The sequence below is a fragment of the Brevirhabdus sp. genome (assembly GCF_052826345.1).
Genome location: NZ_JBRBUA010000079.1, coordinates 1 through 21,009, shown reverse-complemented (window position 1 = coordinate 21,009; position 21,009 = coordinate 1). Strand labels below are relative to the sequence as shown.

Sequence of the window (21,009 nt, the reverse complement as noted above, 5' to 3'; positions counted from 1 at the left end):
CCACTCTCGGCTCAGGCATAACGCTCCTGTTGCTGCACCGAAAGCCGGAAGTTTCATGACATCACCCCCCCTGATCGGTCCCGACCCGCAGAACCCGCGGCTGACGCGCAGCGTGTCGGGAATAGACCACACCGGCGCCGCCCAGCCCCTCAAGGTGGTCGAGGAACGGCCCCTGACGATTTTCCTGAACCGGCGCGAAATCGTGACCGCGATGACCATCGGCGACTATCCGCAATATCTGGCGCTGGGGTTCCTGACCAATCAGGGCATGTTGAAGCCCGCCGACCAGGTCACCGGCATCGACTACGACGAAGAGCTCGAGACAGTGGTGGTCCGCACCGCGGTCGAAACCGATCACGAGGAAAAGCTGGCGCGCAAGACCCGCACGTCGGGCTGCGCGGTCGGCACCGTCTTCGGCGACATGATGGAGGGGCTGGAGGATCTGGAACTGCCCGCGACGCCGGTGCGCACCAGCTGGCTTTACGCGCTGGCCCATCAGATCAACACGATGCCCAGCCTCTATCTGGAAGCGGGCGCCATCCACGGCACGGTGCTGTGCACGCAGGACCGTCCGCTGGTCTATATGGAGGACGTGGGCCGCCACAACGCGGTCGACAAGATCGCCGGCTGGATGCGCAGCGAAGGCGTCGGCGCGGCGGACAAGATCCTCTACACCACCGGGCGGCTGACGTCCGAAATGGTGATAAAATGCGCGATGATGGGCATTCCGGTGCTGGCATCGCGGTCCGGTTTCACCGCCTGGGGGGTGGATATCGCGCGACAGGTCGGGCTGACGGTGATCGGCCGGATGCGCGGGCAGCGGTTCATCTGCCTGTCGGGCGAGGATCGGTTGATCTTCGACGCCGACCCCGCCACTGTCGCGCCGGATGAGCGCAAGAACCGACGCAAGGGAGCGGAGCCGCGATGATTTACGGCGTCATTCTCGCCGGCGGGCAGGCCACGCGCATGGGCGGCGGCGACAAGGGCCTTCTGGATCTGAACGGCCGGACCCTGCTGGAGCTCGTCATCGAACGGCTGTCGCCCCAGGTCGAGGCGCTGGCGCTCAACGCCAATGGCGACGCGGGGCGCTTTGCCTCTTTCGGGCTGCCCGTGCTTGCCGACAGCATCGAAGGCTACGCGGGCCCGCTGGCCGGCGTGCTGGCCGGGCTGGATTGGGCTGCCGGAAACGGGGCGAGCCATATCGTGACGGCGGCGGCGGACACACCGTTTTTTCCCTGCGATCTGACCCCGCGCCTGCAACTGGCGTCGGAGCTGGAAAATCGCCCCATCGCGCTCGCCGCCACGCCGGACCCCGACCGCGGGATGGTGCGCCATCCGACCTTCGGGCTGTGGCCGGTCGCCCTGCGCGAGGATCTGCGGCAGGCGCTCGGGCAGGGCACGCGCAAGGTCGTCGCCTGGACCGACCGGCATGGCACCGCACTGGCCCGGTTCGACGCGGAGCCATTCGACCCCTTCTTCAACGTGAACACGCCGCAGGACATGGATCGCGCGCGCGCGCTGAGCGGATCGGCAAGGGCATAGCATGAAACACAGGATCTATGGCGTGGTGGGCTGGAAGAATGCCGGCAAGACCGGGCTGATGGAACGGCTGGTCACCGAGATCACCGGGCGCGGGTTTGCCGTGTCGACGGTCAAACACGCGCACCACAGCTTTGACGTGGATCACCCCGGCAAGGACAGCCACCGGCACCGCCTCGCCGGCGCGCGCGAGGTGCTGCTGGCCTCGGGCAACCGCTGGGCGCTGATGCATGAGCTGAAGGAAGAGCAGGAGCCGCCGCTGGCCGCGCTGCTGGACCGGCTGTCGCCCGTCGATCTGGTGCTGGTGGAAGGCTACAAGCGCGACGCCCACCCCAAGGTAGAGGCGTTTCGCGCCGAGACGGGCAATCCGCTGATCGCCACCGACGATCCCACCGTGCGCGCGGTGGCGGCCGACACGCCGGTGGAGACCGACCGCCCCCTCTTTGAGCTGGATGACACGGTGGCGATAGCCGATTTCATCCTGGCCGAGGTCGGATTGTGACGGGCGGCCCCGGCAGGCTTGTCCCGCCGCCGCTGCGCGACAATTGTTTCGCGCTGCCCCCCGGCGTCAGCTGGACCCCGGTGGACGACGCGCTTCGTCGGCTGCGCGAGGGGCTGAGCGTCGTCGCCCCGGTCGAGGATGTGCCGCTTTCGCAGGGCTTGGGACGGATCCTGGCCTCCGATTGCGTGGCGCTGCGATCCAACCCGCCCGCCCCCAATTCCGCCGTCGACGGCTATGGCTTTGCCCATGAGGCGGTGGCGGACGACGGGCCGCAGACCCTGCCGCTGATGGCCGGGCGATCCGCCGCCGGTGCGCCCTTTGCGGGCGCCGTGCCCCAGGGGCACGCGATCCGCATCCTGACCGGCGCGCAGCTGCCCGAGGGTGTGGATACCGTCGTGCTGGAGGAAGACACCACCACCGACGGCGGCCGGATCGCCTTTCGCGGGCCGCTCAGGCGCGGCGCCAACACGCGCAAGGCGGGCGAGGACGTGGCGGCGGGAGCGGTCGCGCTTGCCGCGGGCCGCCGCCTGAGCGCGCCCGATCTGGCCCTGCTGGCCGCGCTTGGCCTGTCGACGCTGAGGGTGCGGCGCAGGCTGCGGGTGGGCGTGCTGTCCACCGGCGACGAAGTCGTGCCTGCGGGACAGGCCGCGCGGCCCGATCAGATTTTCGACGCGAACCGCCCCATGCTGCTGTCGCTGATGGCACGCTGGGATCATGAGCCGGTGGATCTGGGACATTGCGCGGATGACCGGGTCGGGCTGGGCCGCACGCTGGACGAGGCCTCGGAGCAGGCGGATGCGATACTGACCTCGGGCGGGGCGTCCGCGGGGGACGAGGATCATGTCTCCGCGATATTGAAGGACGCGGGGGTGCTGCACAGCTGGCGCATCGCGGTCAAACCGGGTCGGCCGCTGGCGCTGGGACTGTGGAAGGGGGTGCCGGTCTTCGGGCTGCCGGGCAATCCGGTCGCGGCTTTCGTGTGCAGCCTGATCTTCGCGCGCCCGGCCCTGTCCACGCTGGCTGGGGCGGGCTGGTGTACGCCGCAGGCGTTCGACGTGCCCGCCGCCTTCGAGAAGCGCAAGAAACCGGGTCGGCGGGAATATCTGCGCGCAAGGCTGTCGGCCGACGGCCGCGCGGAGGTCTTCGCCTCGGAAGGATCGGGACGGATCTCGGGGCTGAGCTGGGCCGAGGGGCTGGTGGAACTGGCCGACGGCGCGCGACATGTGCGCCCCGGCGATCTGGTGCGCTACCTGCCCTATGGCGGCTTCGGCGTTTAGGGCGGCGTGCCTCCGGCGGGAGTATTTGCGCCGGGAAGAAGGGCGCGGATTAGCGATCAATCCCAGCGCGATAGGGCGTCTTCGTCTTCGGCCTTGCTGGCGACCCAATCCGCGCCGCTGTCGGTCACCTCCTTCTTCCAGAAGGGCGCGCGGGACTTGAGGTAATCCATCAGGAATTCGGCCGCCTCGAAGGCGTCGACGCGATGCGGCGCGGCGGTGGCGACCATCATGATCGCCTCGCCCGGTGCCAGGGCCCCGTGGCGGTGGATGACCAGCGCGTCGATCAACGACCAGCGGGCCGTGGCGGTTTCCACCATGCCGCCGATCGCCCGTTCGGTCATGCCGGGGTAATGTTCGATCACCATCTCGCGCAGCGGCGTCTGCGGCAGATCGCGCACCAGCCCGGTGAAGCTGACGATCGCCCCCGCATCCTTGCGGCCCGAGGCGAAGCGGCGCATTTCCTCGCCCAGATCGAAGGGTTCCGCCTGAACGCGCACGGCCATGGCTTAGCCGCCCGTCATCGGGGGAAAGAAGGCCACTTCGCGCGCCGCGCCGATGGGGGCATCGAAATCGCGCAGCTCCTGATCGACTGCAACGCGCAGCGCGGAAAGGTCGGAAAAGGCCAATGCGTAGCGCTCTTCGCGCGTCCGCAGTTCCGCCACCAGATCGGCGACGGTCGCGGCATCGGTTTCGATCTGCTCGGACGGCATTCCGATCCGTTCGCGCACCCAGGCGAAATAGATCACGTCGATCATGATTTTGGCTCCTCTCTCAGGAAGGGCAACGCCTTGCGCAGATAGTCGATGCCCGTCAGCAACGTCAGCAGCGCGGCGATCCACAGCAGGCCTATTCCCATCAGCCCCGCGTACCAGCCGCCCTGAAGCGACAGCCAGATCGGGTTCCATTCCGCCGCCCCGTTGTCGAGCGCGGCCTGGTAGGCGCGCGGATCGGCGGCGTAATAAAGGTTGAGGTGAAGCTGTTCCAGCCCGGTCCCCAGAAAGATGACGGCGATGGACACCATCTGGGCGGTGGTTTTCCACTTTGCAAGGCGCGTGACCCGCAGCAGGCCCGCCTGCGCACCGAGGAATTCGCGCAGCCCGCTGACGAAGACCTCACGGAACAGGATCATGGTCGCCGGCCACACCAGCCAGCCGACCATGCCCGAATTTCCCACGATGACGACAAGGGCGATGACCACCATGACCTTATCGGCGATCGGGTCCAGCATCGCGCCGAACTTGCTTTCCTGTTTCCACGACCGTGCCAGATGGCCGTCGAACCAATCGGTGATCGCCGCGCCGACGAAGAGAATCAGCGCGAGCCAGTCGGCAAGCGGCCTGTCGAAATAGAGGAACATGACGGCGACGCCGGGCGCGGCAAGCAGGCGCAGGACGGTCAGAATATTGGGCAGGGTCCATGTCATGGCAATGTTCTATCCGGTCAATCGCTGGCATGGAAGAAGTCATAAATTGTCTGCGCCATCGCGGCCGAGATCCCGTCGACCGCCTTGAGATCGGCCAGCCCCGCGCGGCTGACGGCCTTGCCGCTGCCGAAATGGGTGAGCAAGGCGCGCTTGCGCGCGGCGCCGACGCCCGGAACCTCGTCGAGGGGGTTTTTCATGTTCGATTTCGCGCGTTTGGCGCGGTGGGTGCCGATGGCAAAGCGGTGCGCCTCGTCGCGCAGGCGCTGGATGAAGTAGAGAACCGGGTCGTTGTGTCGCAAGGCGAAGGGCGGCTTGCCGGTGCGGTGGAATTCTTCCTTGCCGGCATCGCGGTCCACGCCCTTGGCGACACCGATCATCGCGATATCGCCCACGCCCATTTCCGTCATGATCCCACGCACGGCGCTGACCTGACCGGCGCCGCCGTCGATCAGTAGCAAATCCGGCCAGGTGCCGTTCTCGCGATCCGGGTCTTCCTTGAGCAACCGTTTGAACCTGCGGGTCAGCACTTCCTTCATCATGCCGAAATCGTCGCCCGGGGTCAGCGCATCGCCGCGGATGTTGAATTTGCGGTACTGGTTCTTCATGAACCCCTCGGGCCCCGCGACGATCATCGCGCCGACCGCGTCGGTCCCCTGGATGTGGGAATTGTCGTAGACCTCGATCCGGGCAGGCGGCGCGTCGAGATCCAGCGCTTTGGCCAGATCCGCAAGCAGCCGGGTCTGGGTGGCGGTTTCCGCCTGCCTGCGCGCAAGGCTTTCGCGCGCGTTGCGCAGGGCGTTGGCCACCAGTTCGGCCTTTTCGCCGCGCTGCGGGACGATCACCTCGACCTTGCGGCCCGCCTTTTCGCACAGCGCCTGTGCCACCAGTTCGCGGTCTTCCAGATCGTGGCTCAGCAGGATCTGACGCGGCGGTTCCTTGTCGGCGTAGAACTGGCCGACGAAGGCTTGCAGGACCTCCGCCTCCTCGGCGCCGGAGCCGGTGCGCGGATAGTAGTCGTGATTGCCCCAGTTCTGATTGGCGCGGATGAAGAACACCTGAACGCAGGCCTGCCCGCCATCCATGTGCAGGGCGATCACGTCGCCTTCGGCCACGCTGCGGGGGTTGATGCCCTGGTTGGATTGCACCTGCGTCAGCGCGCGGATGCGGTCGCGCAGGGCGGCGGCGCGCTCGAACTCCATCGCGGCGCTGGCGGCCTCCATCTCGCGCGCCAGATGCGCCTGGATATCGGTGGACTTGCCCGAAAGGAAGCGTTCCGCATCAGTCACCAGAGCGCCGTAATCCTCTGCCGAGATATGGCCCACGCAGGGCGCGGAACACCGCTTGATCTGATAGAGCAGACATGGCCGCGTGCGGGCGTCGAAGGTGCTGTCGGAACAGTTGCGCAACAAAAACACGCGTTGCAACTGGTTCAGCGTGCGGTTGACCGCGCCCGCGCTGGCGAACGGCCCGTAATAGGCCCCCTTGTCGCGCTTGGCGCCGCGGTGCTTGGTGATCTGGGGAAACGCGTGATCCTTGGCCACCAGGATGTTGGGAAAGCTCTTGTCGTCGCGCAGCAGCACGTTGTAGCGCGGCTTGAGCTGCTTGATCAGATTCTGCTCCAGCAGCAGCGCCTCGGATTCGGTGCGGGTGGTCAGGAACATCATGCTGGCGGTCTCGCGGATCATCCGCAGGATCCGGCCGGAATGGCCCGTGGGCTTGGCATAGCTGGAGACGCGTTTCTTCAGGCTCCGCGCCTTGCCGACGTATAGCACCCGCTGCTGGGCATCGAGCATGCGGTACACCCCCGGAGAGTTGTCCAGCGTGCGCAGGTAGGACTGCACACAGGCGTGGCCCGTGGGTCTGTCCGAGGGTTCGCTTGTTTCCGTCATGCCGACGCTGCCCCTTTCGTGGCACCTGTGATTCCACCCGGCCGGCTGCACGCTGCCCGAGATGGCTTCAAGACAAAACTAATCCACGGCTTCTGTGGATAAACCTGAAGATAAGTTTCTGTTAACACCTCTTCAGCCTTGCTGGTAAGGCGCTCCATCGATCTGCCTAATTTTTAGGCACTAACGTAACATCTTGTAATAAAGAGGTTTATTTTTCGCCTCGGCCAATGCGCTGAAAAGGTTAGAGGAATCATAACGGTTATGTGACAGCCAGAGGCGAAGTGGACAAGTCAAGCCGCAACCCGACGGAACTGACTGCGGCAGATCAATCCAGCCCCAGAATATCGGGTGTTTTCCAGCCAAGGTGCTGCCCCCCGTCCATGCACAGCAGCTGGCCGGTCAGGGCAGGTGCGTCGAGGATGAAGGCCAGCGCCGCGACGATATCCTGCGGGTTCGATCCACGTTGCAGAACGGTCGCGCGGCGCTGCCGTGCGAAATGTCTGTCGGACTGTCGTTCGCCGATCAGCGTCGGGCCGGGGCCGATGGCGTTGACCCGGATGGCGGGCGCCAGCGCCTGCGCGGTCGTGCGGGTCATCGCCCACAGCCCCATCTTGGCCAGCGTATAGCTCATGAATTCCGGCGTCAGCTTGCGCACCCGCTGATCCAGCATGTTGACGATCACTGCCTGCGCGACCGGCTCGCCCATCTCGTCGATCGCAGGCGGCGGTGCCTGTCGGGCGAACTGCTGCGTCAAAACGAAAGGCGCGCGCATGTTGGACCCGATATGGCGGTCCCAACTGGTCTTGTCCGCGCTTTCGATGGTGTCGTATTCGAACACAGAGGCGTTGTTGACCAAGACGCTCAGCGGCCCGCCCAGGGCCTCGGCCGCACGCTGCACGAGGCCTTGCGTCGCGTCCTCGGACAGCAGATCGGCCTGCAGCGTCGCGGCGCCGACGCCCAGCGCGCGGGCATCTTGCGCGGTCTGCTCGGCCGCCTCTTCCGAGGAGGCATAGTGAATGGCGACGTTGTAGCCGCGTTCGGCCAGCATCAACGACATGGCGCGGCCCAGTCGTTTGCCCGCGCCCGTGACCAGGGCGTTTTTCATCGCGTCCTCCTCAGCTCAACAATAGCATCGCATAGCCGACATAAAGCGCTGTCAGAACCGCGCCCCAGCGCCGCCCGATATCCTGTCGCAGATAGACAAAGGGCATCAGCAACAAGGCGGTGGCCAGCATCACCCAGATGTCCAGCCGAAGCATTTCGGGCGGGATCGGAACGGTGCCCACAAGACCCGTTATACCGATGATCGCCAGCAGGTTGAAGATGTTGGACCCGATCACATTGCCCAGCGCGACGTCCGCCTGCCGGCGCAGCGCGGCCATCACCGTCGTCGCGAGTTCGGGCATCGAGGTGCCGACCGCCACCATCGTCAGGCCGATGACGGATTCGGACACGCCGAAATCGCGCGCGATCGTCACGGCGCTTTCGACCAGGATATCGGCGCCCAGCGGCAGGCCGATCAGCCCGAGCACCAGATAGAGCACGACCCGCCATCCGGGCATCGCCGGGTCGGCACCCTCCAGCTCGGCGGTGTCATCCTCGTCAGCGGCGCCTTGCGCCGCGTCCGCCCTGCGATGATGACGCGCGGCACGGAAGGTCATTCCAAGAAACAGCGCCAGCCCCGTCAGAAGGATCAGCGCCTGTGGCCAGCCGATCGGGCCCAGCACCGCCAGCGCCGCGAACAGCAGCGTCGCGCCCAGCATGTAAAGGTAGTTGCGGCGCACGTCGCAGCCGCTGCTGTGCAGCGGCGACAGCAGCGCCGGAATGCCCAGGACCAAAAGCACATTGGCGATGTTCGAGCCGACGACGTTGCCGATGGCGATTCCCGGCGCCTGATCCAGCACGGCCTGCACCGAAATCAAAAGCTCCGGCGCCGAGGTGCCGAAGGACACCACTGTCAGGCTGACGATCAGCGCGGGCAGCCCGAGACGCAGCGCGAGGTTGACCGCACCGCGCACCAGCAGATCGCCGGACACGAGCAAGATGACCAGACCGGCCAGGGCGAGCGCGATTTCCATGCCTCAGCCCTGGATCTTGCGGCAATCGCAGGGGCCGCGCGTCAGCTTGTAGCGCCCGCAGCGCGGGCATTTGCCGGGCCGCCTCTGCGCCAGCCGCCTGGCCGCATCGCTGCCCGGCACGCGAAACTTGCCGAACATCGCGAGAACGGCAATTCCCACCAGGAACAGGGTGACGATCTTGACGATCATCTAAAGCCCGAACCGGGCGTAGGCGGCACGTTCCGCCGCCTGCTGCGCCACACCTTCGGCAAGATGGGCCCCGAACATCGACAAGAGCCCCCTTTTGGGCCCGTAACGGCGGAACCGCACCTTCTCTCCGAACCGCTGCCGCATCGCGGGCACAAGATGCGCGATGCCGTCGATCAGCCCTGCCTCCTGCGCCTGACGCCCGACGAAGATCTCTCCGCCGAACAGGGGCTGATCCTGGGTCAGCCGGGTTCCGCGGCGCGCCTTTACATAATCGATGAATGCGCGGTGGATGGGCTCCTGCAACGCCTTCAGGCGGCGGACATCCTCGGGGTTTTCGGGCAGGAACGGGTCCATGAAGCTCTTGGAGGCGCCGGAGGTGTGCACGCGCCGTTTGACCCCGTGCCGTTCCAGCAGCTGGTCGAAGCCGAAGCTGGCGGAGATCACCCCGATCGAACCCACGACCGAGCTTTCGTCGGCGTGGATCTCATCGGCGGCGCAGGCCAGCCAATAGCCGCCGGACGCGGCCACATCCTCGACAAAGGCCACCACCGGCACGGAATGATCCTGGCCGAGCCTGCGGATGCGCGCGGCGATCAGCGACGACTGCACCGGCGATCCGCCGGGAGAGCTGATCGAAAGCGCCACCGCCGCGGGCTTGCCCTTGCGAAAGGCCTTTTCGATGACCGGCGCGAGCGCCGCGTCGCTCAGCCCGTTGCGGGTCTGCGCAATGACGCCGGATAAACGGATCACGGCGACCGTGGGGCGGGATTTCCTGAAGGGGATCATGCGCATCATCCCATAGCATGTAAATCTCCGCCCTGCGCAGAACAAGCCCGCCCCGATGATCTGCCCGCACGTTCCGCACGATTGTTACAAGAAGCGAAAACGGGTAGATCCCGATACGCGCCGCGACATGGACAGGAGCCGCCGATGCCGACCCGAAACGAGACGATCACCAGACTGGCGGAGGCCTTGATCGCCGCGCGCAATGGCGGCGCCAAGGTGGTTCCCGATGCGGCCATGGCCGCGCTGAGCCTGGAGGACGCCTATCCCGTCCAGGCGCAGGTCGCGCGGGCCATCGGCCCCGTCGGCGGGTTCAAGGTCGCGTGCAAACCGGGACAGCCCGTCATCCTGGCGCCGATCTTCCGCGCCGACATCCAGCATGCGCCCGGACGAATCGCCGCGTCGGAACCTGTGGGCATAGAGCTTGAGTTCGGCTTTGTGATCACCGGGCCGCTGCCGGACGCGGACGCGCCCGATCATGACGCGGCGCTGGCTGACGCGGTGTCGCTGGTGCCGGTGATCGAGCTGGTGCAAACCCGGCTGGCCGAAAATCTGGCCGAAGGTCACGCGACCCCCGCGCTGACGCTGGCCGACAACCAGATCAACGGCGGTCTCATCGTCGGCGAGCCGCTCGCCGACTGGCAGCATCTGGATCTGACCGGCGCCGCTGCCCGGCTGCGCTTTGGCGGCGCCGATTTCCTGAACGGCAGGGCCGAGGTGCCGGGCGGCAACGCCTTTGACAACCTGTGCAGGCTCGTGACGTATGTCGGAACCCATTGCGGCGGCCTGAAGGAAGGTGATGTGGTCATCACCGGGTCGCTGAACGGCCTGCCCTACGTCCCACCGGGCACCGACATCAGTGCCCGGATCGAGGGCCTGGGCGCGCTGACGGCGGATTTCCCGAAGTCGTTCCGCACTCAGGGAAAATAGCTCAACACAATCTTGTCGCCGTCCTGCATCTGATAGGCAGCGCCATCCTCGTTCTGCGTGCCGTTCACGTTCATCCGCAACTTTGAGCCGAATGCGTCGAATTTCTTGCCCCAGACGTCAAAGAACTTGCCGACGGTCGTGTCGTCGCGGGTGACCTTTCCGGCCAGTTCGATGTGCACGGTGCCGTCGGGGTCATGCGTGTGCATCCCCGCCATGGCGCCGCTGTCGCTGATACCGATGTTGGCCGGAATGCCCTTTTGCACGCCGTTCACGTAGATCTCCATCTGCGCGTGGGTGTGAATCCCGTTCAGCGACAGCACATCGGGATCGGTGGGCTTGTCGGGGGCGGGCGCCGCCATCCAGTAAACCGCGCCAACCAATACGACGGCAACCACGCCGCCAATCACGATCATCCGATTCATGCGAATCTTCCTTTTCTCATTTCGGCCCCGGGCCGGTGTTCTCGATCTCGGATCGCGCTTTATCCGATGGTGGACAGCACGGGAAAGGTTTCGAGCATCCAGTAAGCAAGTCGTGATAGCTGGCCGGTCATCACCGCCAGCCCCATCAGGACCATCGCCAGCCCCGCGCCCTTGTAGAGCCACCGGCCAAGCTTGCCGATGCGCTGGATACGCGCCGCCAATACGTCGGTGAACAGCGCCGTCAGCAGGAACGGCACGCCCAGCCCCAGCGAATAGATCGCAAGAAGCCACACCCCGTCGGAATACCCCTGGCTGGTCGCGCTGACGGTCAGGATGGCCCCGAGGATCGGACCGATGCAGGGGGTCCAGCCAAAGGCAAACGCCAGCCCCAGCACATAGGCGCCCATCGGTCGGCCGCCGGGGACATCCAGGTTGAACCTGGTGTCCGAGGCAAACGCCTTGATGCGAAACGCGCCCAGCATGTAAAGGCCGAAGACGATGATGACGGCACCGCCCAGATAGTTCAGCTCCGTCCGCCAGCTCAGCAGCAGCGAGCCGAGCGCGCTCGCCCCCGCGCCGAGCGCCACGAAGACCGTCGAGAAGCCGAACATGAAACAGACGCTCAGGCCGAGCGCGCTCAGCCGCGCGCGCATTCCCACCCGGCTGGTGCTGCGCAGACCGGGCTGCCCGGCGATATAGGAGACATACCCCGGCACGAGGGGCAGCACGCAGGGCGAAAGAAACGATATCGACCCCGCCAGAAACGCGGCAAGCAGGCCGATGCCCGACAATTCCGTCACCATGGGCGTGCCCCGGCCGGTGCGGCCCGTTCACAGGGCGCTTTCATGCGCCCGGATTCTTTTCGCAAAATGTCTGTCCCCGATTAGTGCCCCGCCTGCCGGTCCCGGCCAACAGGCTGTCGTTCGTTTCGGCCTGCCGTCCTGTGCGACCCCGGTTTGCGGTGCAGGAATGCATGTTCCGCCTGCTGGAGGGTCAAGACAAAAAACCACCTTTCCTGTCGGCCGCCCCATGGCCGCCGCACTCTAGCGGATCACCCCCTCGCCGACGCAAGACACGATCGCTTGACCCGCGGGGGGTGCGCCGATCTGTCCCGCCCGGGCGTCAGGACATGCCGTGTTTCCATCCCAGCTTGATGAGCGCCCAGTTCACCGGAACGGTCAGGATCGCGCCCACCAGCAGGCCCAAGGATGCGAACCCCCAGAAAGCGAAGGTATAGGGTTTGGGCGATTCTCCGAGCACGGCGGGCGTGACGAAGGCCATCACCAACCCCATGCCCGTCATCACCGAAAGCATGGAGAAGAATTCGGCGCGGAACGCCTTCAGCAGCGCGATGCCCAACGTCTCGCCCATCGACAGAAACGCCCAGAGCTGGAAAATGAACCAGCCGAATGCGAAACCCACGGCGTATTCCACCCAGAATTCCACCCAGAAAGACGCATCCATCAGGCGCAGCACGATCATCGCGGTAACAATGCCCAAGCCGTCGCCACCCACGCAGTGGATCAACGCGCCGGTCGTCTTCTTGCCCATGTCATTGACGTACTCGTGGTGCTTTTTCTTTTTCTCCTCGTCGCTCATCCCGGCGATGCCGACGGGCCTGCACGTCATGAAGTAAAGGGCCAAACCAATGATCGAGAAGAAAAAGATGATGATGGGCCACGCGGCCTTGAGCGGTGCGTTGACGGCCGTATTGACCCTCAGCATATCCCAAAGCGCCCAGGCCGCCGCCAGGATACCGAACCCGAACCAAGACACGCCGAACCAGGGTTCAGCCAGAAAATAAAGAAAATCCCACATGATCCGCTCCGCATTTCAAAGGGGGAAATGTCCCCTCCGGACAAAACAGAAGGCAGCGGAAACTAGTTCCAAAACCTTCCCGCCCGGCAAGGTGGATTTTTTCGCGGTATCTGGAAATGGTGCCCCAAGACGGACTCGAACCGCCGACCTACTATTTACGAAACAGTTGCTCTACCAACTGAGCTATTGGGGCTTGCGGGGGTGATTAGCAGCGGTTTCCGTCCATTACAAGCGGCCTTCGCACCGCGCCTCACCGTGATTTCCGGCTGTCATCCCCGGCAGCGTCCGCAATCACGACTTCGCCCGTCAAACCGTCGGCCGGGCCGTCTGTCGGCGCCAGGATTTCGGCGTCTTCCGGCGCGGGTTGGCCTTGCCTTCCGTCGCCGTCCGAAGGGGCGGGCGCCACGCCTGTCGGCATCGCGACGATATCGGCGCGGTTTCCCATGCTGCCCACGATCAAAGGCAGCATCTCGGTGGAGCCCGGCATCGCGATTTCGCTATGTGCGGGGCGTTTCCAGCTGAGCGTGTCGAAGCTGCTGCAATTCTCGCAGACGGGCGCCCAGCGTGTGTGCACGCTGTGGCAGTTTTCGCAGACCCACTGCGGACCGCGCGGCGCAGTCAGCGCCTTGGTCAGCCAGCCGCGCACGACCGAATCGTCAGCCCCCTCGCCGCGCTCGATCGCGGCCATGATGGTCAGGGAGCGCGCGGTCGGATCGCTGGTTGCCAGATCCCCGAGCGCCCTCCGGGCTGCCGGGAAATCCTCGGCCGCGATGTTGAGCTCCGCCTGCAACATGCGATTTTCGGGATCGCCCGAATTGATCCTCGTCAGCGTGCCGAAGCGCTTCAGCCGGGCATCGGGCGTCTCATCGGGTGCGATTTCGGCAAAGGCGGCGGCCAGATCGGGATGCGGCTGCCGTTCCCAGGCGGTCTTTATCACGCGCGCGGCGTATTTGGGCTTGCCCTGACGGATGTGCGCCTGAGCGGCCATCACGGCGGCGGGAATCAGCTCGGGCGAGAGGCGGTCGGCCTCAATCGCTGCCTGATCGGCCTCCGCCATGCGGTCCTGGGCGCGCAGATCACGCGCCTGCGACAGGGCGAGAACCGCGTCGCGGCGCCGGTGCACGTCGCGCGGCAGCGATCCGTGTTTGAGCTTCGCGTTCAATGTCTCGCGCGCCTTGGCCCATTCGCCACGATCGGCCTGAAGCAACAGCAGCGTGTCTTGTGTTTCCTCATGCCGGGGTTTCAGCGCAAAGGCCTTTTCGGCCAGCTTCATGGCGGTGTCTGTGTCGCCTTCGGCCAGCTTTTGCTTCATCAGGCCGCGCACGCCCACGAACCGCGTGGATTCGTCGTGCAGAAGCTTCTTGTAAACCTCTTGCGCCTTGCGCGTGTCGCCGGTCATTTCCGCCGCCTGGGCCGTGATGAGGTTGGTCAGGTCGGGACGGTTGAGATAGCGGTCGGCCTTGGCCGCCTTGGACATCGCCACGCGCCCCTCACCGGCCGCCAGCGCCATCAGCCCCTCGGCCAGCGCGTTGAATCCCTTGCGTTCGCGGTTGCGGATGAAATACCGGGTGATCGCGGTCTCGTCGCCGTTGAGAAAGCGCAGGAACGCCACCAGCAGGCCGGCCAGCTTGAACACCAGCCACAAGATCACCATCAGAACCAGCACGGCGACGATGGATTGCAACGGCCCCAGGTTGAGCTCGGTGTTGGCCACCGCGATTCGGATCCCGCCGGAGGTTTCCAGCAGATACCCCGCGCCAAGCGTCAGGGCGGCCAGCGCGGCGACGAACAGAATAATTTTGATCAGGGACCAGAGCATCAGGGCGTCCTTAGTTTGAAGTCGTGCCGGCGGCAAATTCGTCGAAAGCGGCAAGCGCCGCCTGCCGGGCCTGCGCCCGGGCAATCCAGTCGGCCATGCGCATACGTCCGGCGTCCGGCAATCCCTGAAGCTCCGCCAGGGCGGCCTCGAGGTTGCCGTCGCGCAGCGCGGCCTCGGCGCGCGACAAGACTGCATCGGCGCCCGACCCTTCGCGCGCGGTCAGCGAACGCACGCCGGTCTGCGTCTTGATGAAGGCCTTGAGCCGATCCATCGGCGCGCTGCCCGCCTCCGCCTTGACGGCGTCCTGCAACGCCTGACGTGCCGCGGGCGCAAAACTTGACTGCAGCGCGGCCAGTGTCGCGACCCCGTCGGCGGCATTCGCCTGCAACGCGTCAGGCACCGGGGTCTGTACCAGCGCCTGCGCGGATTCAAGTTCCGGCGTGTAGGGCTGGCCGGTATCCAGTGCGGATTGCAGCGCGTTCATCGCGGCCTGAACCCGGGTGGCCTGCTTCGCGGATTCCGCATCCTTCGACAGGGCATCGGCCTGCGCCAACCGCTGGTCGAGGCTGGCGGAAAGCGTGTCGAGGTCATTTCGCAGCGCCGCGATCTGCTGTGCCTGCCGGTCGAGCGCGCCGCGCGCGGCGGTGACATCGGCGCGGTAGCTTTCCATCGCCGCCTGCACCTCGGCGCCCGCGTCGGCAATCGGGCGCTGCTCGATCTTCTGGATGCGCTGGCCCAGCGCCGAAAGCTGATCGTCGACCGCCGCAAGGCTCTGATCGGAGGTGCTGCTTGCCTGTTCGGTCTGGCTGGTCAAGGCCGCAAGCTGCCCGGACAGCTCGGACAGCCGGTCCGAAAGCTGGCTTTCCCGCGATTGCGTTTCCCTCAGCGCGGCGGCCAGGCTGTCGGTCCGCGTGGTGTCGGGGGGAATCATGTAGGCGGCGGCGAAACCGATGCCGCCCGCGACCAGTCCGCCCAGCATCATCGGCACGACCCCGCCGCGCCGCTCGACCGTGTGGCTCGGCGGTGCCGCGGCGGACGGCGTCGAAGGCTCGGCGTTTGAAACTTCGGGGGGCGATCCGGCGGGTTCGGAATCGCCCGCATCATGCGAGAACTCGACCGTTTCAGCGGCCAGCGCAGCATCGGCGGCGGTCGTTTCCGCAGCGCCATCCGTCCCCGTGCCGGCCGGTGCGTCGTCCTCGGGGCGCGGATCGGCGCCGGGGGTGTCCAGCTCGGACGGCGTGTCGCCGCCGGACGCCCCGTCCACCGGGGCGCTGTCGGCGGTCTCTTCCTTCGGGGGGATGTCGACGAAGGGCGAGGCGGGATCGCCGGTGGCCGCGTCGCGCGAAACCGGGGGCTGATCCGCGCCATCGGGCTCTGCCGCGGGGTCGGGCTCTGCCGCGGGGTCGGCCGGCTTTTCCCCGGCCTCGGGGCCTTCGGTGCGGGCGTCGGCCTCCGCGCCCTGGGGAACCCGGTCATCCGGGGACAGGGGCTCTTCCTCACGGGTGACGGGCTGATCGCCGGCCATGTCTGAATTTACGTCTGTCGCCTTTGAACCGCTGGGCTTGCTACGGGAATTCTTAGACCGGGCCACAAATATTTCCTTCGCTCTGCATCTTGGTGCCGGACAGTAATCAATCGGCCGGATCGAGGCCCAGCATGGACCGGACAGACTTCAACATAGCTGGCGCATCCGGACGTGCAATGATTTCGACCGCGTCAAAGTTCCCCCCTGCGACGATCTGGGCCACCGCGTCGCTCATGCAGACCAGCCTGAGGCGGCCGGTTTCCGGCACATGTTCGTGCAGCTGGGCCAGGAAAAGTTCCGCGCTGCGGGGGGAAAACAGCGGGGCCACGCAGGGCGCAGAGCCATGCAGGGCGGCGAGCGCCTCGGCGCTCAAGCGGCGGGGCTTTTGGTCGTAGACGGCAAGTGCCACGGCCTTCAGCCCGGCCTCTTGCAATCTTTCGGCGACCCGGCCGCGGGTGTGGCGGCCGGTGACATGCAGCAGCGGGCCGACCGGGGCGCGGTCGATCACCATGCGGACGAGCGAATTCGCACTCCCTTCCGCCGCGACGGCCCGAAACCCGGCGGCGGCGGCGGCTTCGGCGCTGCGGTCGCCCACGCAATAGGCCACCCGGTCGCGCGCGGGTTCGAGCGACGCGAAGGCCGCGACCCCGTTGGCCGAGGTGAAAATAAGCGTCTCAGACAAGGGGATCTGCTTCGGCCGGACGTGCACGATGCGCAACAGCGGCGAGATGACGGCGGTGAAACCCCCTCTGGACGTGCGGCGCAGCGATCTGGCAAAGCCGCGCGACTGCCCCAAAGGCCGGGTCATCAGAAGGACAGGAGGGGTGTTTTCCAAGAAACCGCCGGGATTGTGTGTGCCGATAGCTTGGTGTTACCTGCCGCCTCAAGTCAGGGCAATGGGGTGGAGATCCCGGTGGCATCGGTAATGACCGTTCTGGGGCTGGAAAGCAGTTGCGACGACACCGCCGCCGCGGTGGTCCGGCGCGGCGCGGATGGCGGCGCCCGGGTGTTGGCCTCGGTCGTGCACGGGCAGGCCGCGCTGCATGCGCCATTCGGCGGCGTCGTGCCCGAACTCGCCGCCCGTGCCCATGCCGAAAAGCTCGACCTTTGCGTCGAGGAGGCGCTGGCGCGGGCCGGGCTTGCGCTGCCGCAGATGGATGCCATCGCCGTTACATCCGGCCCCGGCCTGATCGGTGGCGTGATGTCGGGCGTGATGTGCGCGCGCGGTCTGGCGGCGGGCAGCGGCCTGCCGCTTGTGGGGGTGAACCACCTGGCCGGTCACGCGCTGACCCCGCGCATGACCGACGCTCTGGACTATCCCTATCTGTTGCTGCTGGTCTCCGGGGGGCACTGCCAGTTCCTGCTGATCGAGGGCGCGACGCAGTTCCGTCGGCTGGGCGGCACCATCGACGATGCCCCGGGCGAGGCGTTCGACAAGACCGCGCGCATCCTCGGCCTGCCGCAGCCCGGCGGCCCCGCGGTCGAGGCGGAGGCCCGCGCAGGTCGGCCGGAGCGGTTCCCCCTGCCCCGCCCGCTGCTGGACCGGCCGGGTTGCGACCTGTCCTTTTCGGGGCTGAAAACGGCCCTGATGCGCGCCCGCGATCAGGTTGTGGCGGAAAACGGCGGCGGCCTGCCCCTGCAGGCGCGCGCCGATCTGTGCGCATCCTTCCAGATGGCGGTACACGATGTGCTGGTCGAAAAGACCGCCCGTGCGCTGGATCTGGCTGAGGCGATCACCGGCGCGGCGCCCGCGCTGGCGGTCGCGGGCGGCGTCGCGGCGAACGGTACGCTGCGCGGCGGGCTGAAACGGCTTGCCGCCGCGAGATCCCGCACCTTTGTCGCACCCGCGCTGGAGTATTGCACCGACAACGCGGCCATGATCGCCTGGGCCGGGATCGAGAAGATCGGCGCGGGCGCGGTGGCGCCTTCCGATTTGACCCCGCGGCCACGCTGGCCGCTCGATCAGATCCGCCCCGCCCTTCTGGGATCGGGCAAGAAGGGAGCGAAAGCATGAAGACCGCCACGCGTTCCGTCGACATCCTGGGTGCCGGCGCATTCGGCACCGCATTGGGCATCGCGCTGGCCAATGCCGGGGTCCGTGTGACGATCTGGGCGCGCGACCGCGCGCAGATCGCCGCGATGCAGGCCGACGGTGTCAACGCGAAGCGTCTGCCGGGCGTGGCGCTGCCGTCCGGCCTGACGGCGAGCCACAGGTTGTCGGACCTAACGGCGGATATCCTGCTGGTGTCGCTTCCCGCGCAGACCGTCGCACCATTTCTCGAGACGCATGGTGCGCAATTGTCCGCGCGTCGGCTGGTGGCGTGCTGCAAGGGTGTCGACCTGAACAGCGGGCTCGGCCCCAGCGGCGTGATCCGTGCCGCCTGCCCCGAGGCGGTCGTCGCGCTGCTGACCGGCCCGAGCTTTGCCGCCGACATCGCGCGCGGCCTGCCCACAGCCCTGACGCTGGCCTGCGCGGACGCGGCGCAGGGGGCGGCGCTGCAACAGGCGCTGTCGACGCCGGTTCTGCGGCTGTATCGGACGACCGACATGGCCGGCGCGGAAATGGGCGGCGCGTTGAAAAACGTCATGGCCATCGCCTGCGGCATGGCCATCGGGGCCGGCATGGGCGAAAGCGCCCGCGCTGCATTGATGACGCGCGGGTTCGCGGAAATGCAGCGCTTCGCGCTATGGCGCGGCGCGCAGCCCGAAACACTGGCAGGGCTGTCGGGATTCGGCGATCTGGTGCTGACCTGCACCTCGGCCCTGTCGCGCAACTTTTCCTTCGGCGTTCAGCTGGGCCGGGGCGAGCCGCTCGAGACGCAGCGCACCGTCGAAGGCAGGGCGACGGCGCGCGCCGTGTCGCGCCTGGCGCAGCGCGAGGGGCTGGATCTGCCGATCACCACGCTCGTCGACACCGTGCTGAGCGGCGGAATGGATTTGAAACAGGCCGCGGAGCATCTGCTCGCGCGCCCATTGAAGGAAGAATGACATGCTTGTGGCCCTGATCGCCAAGGACAAACCGGGCTCGCTCGAGATCCGCAAGGCCAATCGCAAGGCTCATCTTGACCATCTGGAAACCGGCGGCGTGACGGTCGCGCTGGCGGGTCCGCTGCTGGACGACGACGGCGCGATGATCGGATCGCTGCTGGTGCTGGACGTCGAAAACCGCGAACAAGCCCGGGACTGGGCCGACCGCGACCCCTATGCGCGGGCGGGGCTGTTCGCCTCCGTCGAGATGCATGGCTGGAACAAGGTCGTGGGCTGATGGCCTATTGGCTGTTCAAATCCGAACCTTCGACCTGGTCCTGGCAGGATCAGCTCGCAAAGGGGCGGGACGGCGAGGAATGGGACGGGGTGCGCAATTATCAGGCGCGCAACATGATGCGGCAAATGGCCCTTGGCGATCTGGGCTTCTTTTATCATTCGCAGTCCGAGAAGGCGATCGTCGGCATCGTCGAGGTCAGCGCCACGATCCACCCCGACAGCACCGCGGACGATCCGCGCTGGGAATGCGTGGACATCCGCGCGGTGGCGTCGCTGCCGCGTCCGGTGACGCTTCAGACCTGCAAGGACACGGCAGCGCTGTCGGACATGGTGCTGGTGCGCAATTCGCGCCTGTCGGTGCAGCCCGTCACCCCCGCCGAGTGGCATGTGATCCGAAAGCTGGGCGGCCTGCCAGACTGACACCCCGCCCTGTTGGGCCGCCCCGGTGTTTCACGTGCGACAGGGCTCAGCCGTAGACGCTTTCCTTGCCGAAATGTTTGGTCAGCATGTAGTAGACCACCGGGCGGTATTTGTTGCGCTCCGACTGGCCGTAGGTCTCGATCGCCTTGTTCAGGCCATCCATCAGGGAAGGCCCGTCGCTCAGACCGAGTTTCTTGATGAGGAAGTTGTTCTTGACGGTCTCCAGCTCTCCGGGTTGGGAGGCGGCGATGGTGGAGCTGTCGGCATTGTAGATCGACGGGCCGCAGCCGATCGTGACCTTGCGCAGCAGGTCCATGTCGGGCGTCATCCCGCATTTGTTTTCCAGATCGTCGGCGTAGCGCCCAATCAGCTCTTCGCGTTTTCCCATGTCTTGACCTTCCTGCTGTTGAACCGGCCCCGCTGCGATCCGTGGCGGCGCGGCCGTGCTCGGCAAAGCGTAATGGCGGGAAAGGCGGGGCCAAAGAAAAAACGCCCGGACGCGATGCCGGGCGTTTCTTGTCATGGTCGAATCCGGCGCGGGCGCCGGTCAAAAGCGCCGCCTCAATAGCGGTAGTGTTCCGCCTTGTAGGGGCCTTCCACGGTCACGCCGATGTAATCCGCCTGCGCCTTGTCGAGCTTGGTCAGCTTGACGCCGATCCGGTCCAGATGCAGCCGCGCGACCTTTTCATCCAGGTGCTTGGGCAGGATATAGACGTTGTTGTCGTACTGGTCGCCCTTGGTCCACAATTCGATCTGCGCCAGCACCTGGTTGGTGAAGGACGCGGACATGACGAAGGACGGGTGGCCGGTGGCGTTGCCCAGGTTCAGCAGGCGGCCCTCGGAAAGCAGGATGATGCGGCTGCCCGAGGGCATTTCGATCATGTCCACCTGATCCTTGATCTTGGTCCATTTGTGGTTCTTGAGGCTTGCGACCTGAATTTCGTTGTCGAAATGGCCGATGTTGCCGACGATGGCCATATCCTTCATCTCGCGCATGTGCTCCAGCCGGATCACGTCGCGGTTGCCGGTGGTGGTGATGAAGATGTCGGCGCTGGCCGCCACGTCTTCAAGCGTGACAACCTCGAACCCGTCCATCGCGGCCTGCAGCGCGCAGATCGGATCGACCTCGGT

The 21,009-nt window shown here is 66.3% G+C and carries 25 protein-coding genes and 1 tRNA gene; 9 read left to right on the top strand and 17 right to left on the bottom strand.

Annotated elements, in window-relative coordinates:
• The first annotated feature begins 55 nt into the window (after nucleotides 1–55).
• The 4 genes from ACU0BR_RS09710 to ACU0BR_RS09695 are packed head-to-tail and all read left to right on the top strand — an operon-like array spanning nucleotide 56 to nucleotide 3,318.
• The gene (locus ACU0BR_RS09710) at nucleotides 56–928 is read left to right on the top strand and encodes a formate dehydrogenase accessory sulfurtransferase FdhD (protein WP_446156637.1); all 873 of its coding nucleotides are present in this window, start codon (nucleotides 56–58) and stop codon (nucleotides 926–928) included.
• On the top strand, nucleotides 925–1,542 hold the full coding sequence (mobA, locus tag ACU0BR_RS09705; RefSeq protein ID WP_446156636.1) for a molybdenum cofactor guanylyltransferase MobA: 618 nt from the start codon (nucleotides 925–927) through the stop codon (nucleotides 1,540–1,542). Before ACU0BR_RS09710 ends, mobA begins: the two co-directional genes overlap by 4 nt.
• Nucleotide 1,543: 1 nt before the next feature.
• On the top strand, nucleotides 1,544–2,041 hold the full coding sequence (gene mobB, locus ACU0BR_RS09700; protein ID WP_446156635.1) for a molybdopterin-guanine dinucleotide biosynthesis protein B: 498 nt from the start codon (nucleotides 1,544–1,546) through the stop codon (nucleotides 2,039–2,041).
• On the top strand, nucleotides 2,038–3,318 hold the full coding sequence (locus tag ACU0BR_RS09695) for a molybdopterin-binding protein (RefSeq protein WP_446156634.1): 1,281 nt from the start codon (nucleotides 2,038–2,040) through the stop codon (nucleotides 3,316–3,318). The genes mobB and ACU0BR_RS09695 overlap by 4 nt, the downstream gene beginning before the upstream one ends.
• 56 nt (nucleotides 3,319–3,374) lie before the next feature.
• Here the strand turns inward: ACU0BR_RS09695 and ACU0BR_RS09690 are convergent, their stop codons facing one another.
• From ACU0BR_RS09690 to ACU0BR_RS09655, 8 genes are all read right to left on the bottom strand, one after another.
• The gene (locus tag ACU0BR_RS09690; RefSeq protein ID WP_446156633.1) at nucleotides 3,375–3,821 is read right to left on the bottom strand and encodes a molybdenum cofactor biosynthesis protein MoaE; all 447 of its coding nucleotides are present in this window, start codon (nucleotides 3,819–3,821) and stop codon (nucleotides 3,375–3,377) included.
• Nucleotides 3,822–3,824: 3 nt separating this feature from the next.
• Nucleotides 3,825–4,073: a molybdopterin converting factor subunit 1 gene (gene moaD / locus ACU0BR_RS09685; RefSeq protein ID WP_446156632.1), complete on the bottom strand. Its 249-nt coding sequence runs from the start codon at nucleotides 4,071–4,073 to the stop codon at nucleotides 3,825–3,827.
• Nucleotides 4,070–4,741: a CDP-diacylglycerol--glycerol-3-phosphate 3-phosphatidyltransferase gene (gene pgsA, locus ACU0BR_RS09680; protein WP_446156631.1), complete on the bottom strand. Its 672-nt coding sequence runs from the start codon at nucleotides 4,739–4,741 to the stop codon at nucleotides 4,070–4,072. Before pgsA ends, moaD begins: the two co-directional genes overlap by 4 nt.
• Nucleotides 4,742–4,758: 17 nt before the next feature.
• Nucleotides 4,759–6,630, bottom strand: coding sequence for an excinuclease ABC subunit UvrC (uvrC, locus tag ACU0BR_RS09675; protein WP_446156630.1), 1,872 nt, complete (start codon nucleotides 6,628–6,630; stop codon nucleotides 4,759–4,761).
• Between the two features lie 325 nt (nucleotides 6,631–6,955).
• A complete protein-coding gene (locus tag ACU0BR_RS09670) occupies nucleotides 6,956–7,735 on the bottom strand; it encodes an SDR family oxidoreductase (RefSeq protein ID WP_446156629.1) in 780 nt (259 codons plus the stop codon).
• A gap of 10 nt (nucleotides 7,736–7,745) precedes the next feature.
• Nucleotides 7,746–8,708: a calcium/sodium antiporter gene (locus ACU0BR_RS09665; protein WP_446156628.1), complete on the bottom strand. Its 963-nt coding sequence runs from the start codon at nucleotides 8,706–8,708 to the stop codon at nucleotides 7,746–7,748.
• Between the two features lie 3 nt (nucleotides 8,709–8,711).
• Nucleotides 8,712–8,897: a hypothetical protein gene (locus ACU0BR_RS09660; protein WP_446156627.1), complete on the bottom strand. Its 186-nt coding sequence runs from the start codon at nucleotides 8,895–8,897 to the stop codon at nucleotides 8,712–8,714.
• Nucleotides 8,898–9,692 carry a S49 family peptidase gene (locus ACU0BR_RS09655; RefSeq protein WP_446156626.1) on the bottom strand — a complete coding sequence of 265 codons (795 nt, stop codon included), beginning with the start codon at nucleotides 9,690–9,692 and terminating at the stop codon, nucleotides 8,898–8,900.
• A gap of 135 nt (nucleotides 9,693–9,827) precedes the next feature.
• Between ACU0BR_RS09655 and ACU0BR_RS09650 the strand changes: the two genes are divergently transcribed.
• Nucleotides 9,828–10,610 carry a fumarylacetoacetate hydrolase family protein gene (locus ACU0BR_RS09650; RefSeq protein ID WP_446156625.1) on the top strand — a complete coding sequence of 261 codons (783 nt, stop codon included), beginning with the start codon at nucleotides 9,828–9,830 and terminating at the stop codon, nucleotides 10,608–10,610.
• Here ACU0BR_RS09650 and ACU0BR_RS09645 read toward each other — a convergent pair.
• From ACU0BR_RS09645 to ACU0BR_RS09615, 7 genes are all read right to left on the bottom strand, one after another.
• A complete protein-coding gene (locus tag ACU0BR_RS09645; protein WP_446156624.1) occupies nucleotides 10,598–11,032 on the bottom strand; it encodes a hypothetical protein in 435 nt (144 codons plus the stop codon). The two genes, ACU0BR_RS09650 and ACU0BR_RS09645, sit on opposite strands and share 13 nt — an antisense overlap.
• A 59-nt stretch (nucleotides 11,033–11,091) precedes the next feature.
• Complete coding sequence (locus ACU0BR_RS09640; RefSeq protein ID WP_446156648.1) at nucleotides 11,092–11,832, bottom strand: cytochrome c biogenesis CcdA family protein; 741 nt, start codon at nucleotides 11,830–11,832, stop codon at nucleotides 11,092–11,094.
• 322 nt (nucleotides 11,833–12,154) lie between these two features.
• Nucleotides 12,155–12,850 (bottom strand): DUF4396 domain-containing protein, encoded by a 696-nt coding sequence (locus ACU0BR_RS09635; protein WP_446156623.1) that lies wholly within the window; start codon nucleotides 12,848–12,850, stop codon nucleotides 12,155–12,157.
• A gap of 117 nt (nucleotides 12,851–12,967) precedes the next feature.
• Nucleotides 12,968–13,043, bottom strand: a tRNA-Thr gene (locus ACU0BR_RS09630).
• Between the two features lie 57 nt (nucleotides 13,044–13,100).
• Entirely contained in the window at nucleotides 13,101–14,669 is a 1,569-nt protein-coding gene (locus ACU0BR_RS09625) for a heme biosynthesis HemY N-terminal domain-containing protein (protein WP_446156622.1), read from the bottom strand.
• Nucleotides 14,670–14,679: 10 nt separating this feature from the next.
• The gene (locus tag ACU0BR_RS09620) at nucleotides 14,680–16,194 is read right to left on the bottom strand and encodes a hypothetical protein (RefSeq protein WP_446156621.1); all 1,515 of its coding nucleotides are present in this window, start codon (nucleotides 16,192–16,194) and stop codon (nucleotides 14,680–14,682) included.
• Nucleotides 16,195–16,300: 106 nt separating this feature from the next.
• Complete coding sequence (locus ACU0BR_RS09615) at nucleotides 16,301–17,002, bottom strand: uroporphyrinogen-III synthase (protein ID WP_446156620.1); 702 nt, start codon at nucleotides 17,000–17,002, stop codon at nucleotides 16,301–16,303.
• A 117-nt stretch (nucleotides 17,003–17,119) separates the two neighbouring features.
• On the opposite strand from ACU0BR_RS09615, the gene tsaD reads away from it, so the two are divergent.
• From tsaD to ACU0BR_RS09595, 4 genes are read left to right on the top strand one after another with little or no spacing between them, the layout of a single operon-like run.
• A complete protein-coding gene (gene tsaD, locus ACU0BR_RS09610) occupies nucleotides 17,120–18,208 on the top strand; it encodes a tRNA (adenosine(37)-N6)-threonylcarbamoyltransferase complex transferase subunit TsaD (protein WP_446156647.1) in 1,089 nt (362 codons plus the stop codon).
• The gene (locus tag ACU0BR_RS09605; protein ID WP_446156619.1) at nucleotides 18,205–19,182 is read left to right on the top strand and encodes an NAD(P)H-dependent glycerol-3-phosphate dehydrogenase; all 978 of its coding nucleotides are present in this window, start codon (nucleotides 18,205–18,207) and stop codon (nucleotides 19,180–19,182) included. The genes tsaD and ACU0BR_RS09605 overlap by 4 nt, the downstream gene beginning before the upstream one ends.
• Before the next feature lies 1 nt (nucleotide 19,183).
• Nucleotides 19,184–19,459: a YciI family protein gene (locus ACU0BR_RS09600; protein WP_446156618.1), complete on the top strand. Its 276-nt coding sequence runs from the start codon at nucleotides 19,184–19,186 to the stop codon at nucleotides 19,457–19,459.
• The gene (locus tag ACU0BR_RS09595) at nucleotides 19,459–19,878 is read left to right on the top strand and encodes an EVE domain-containing protein (protein ID WP_446156617.1); all 420 of its coding nucleotides are present in this window, start codon (nucleotides 19,459–19,461) and stop codon (nucleotides 19,876–19,878) included. The genes ACU0BR_RS09600 and ACU0BR_RS09595 overlap by 1 nt, the downstream gene beginning before the upstream one ends.
• A 46-nt stretch (nucleotides 19,879–19,924) precedes the next feature.
• On the opposite strand, the gene ACU0BR_RS09590 is transcribed toward ACU0BR_RS09595, so the two are convergent.
• The gene (locus ACU0BR_RS09590) at nucleotides 19,925–20,266 is read right to left on the bottom strand and encodes a DUF2853 family protein (RefSeq protein WP_446156616.1); all 342 of its coding nucleotides are present in this window, start codon (nucleotides 20,264–20,266) and stop codon (nucleotides 19,925–19,927) included.
• Between the two features lie 173 nt (nucleotides 20,267–20,439).
• Nucleotides 20,440–21,009 (bottom strand): adenosylhomocysteinase (locus tag ACU0BR_RS09585; RefSeq protein ID WP_446156615.1); only part of this gene is annotated, 570 nt, incomplete at its 5' end.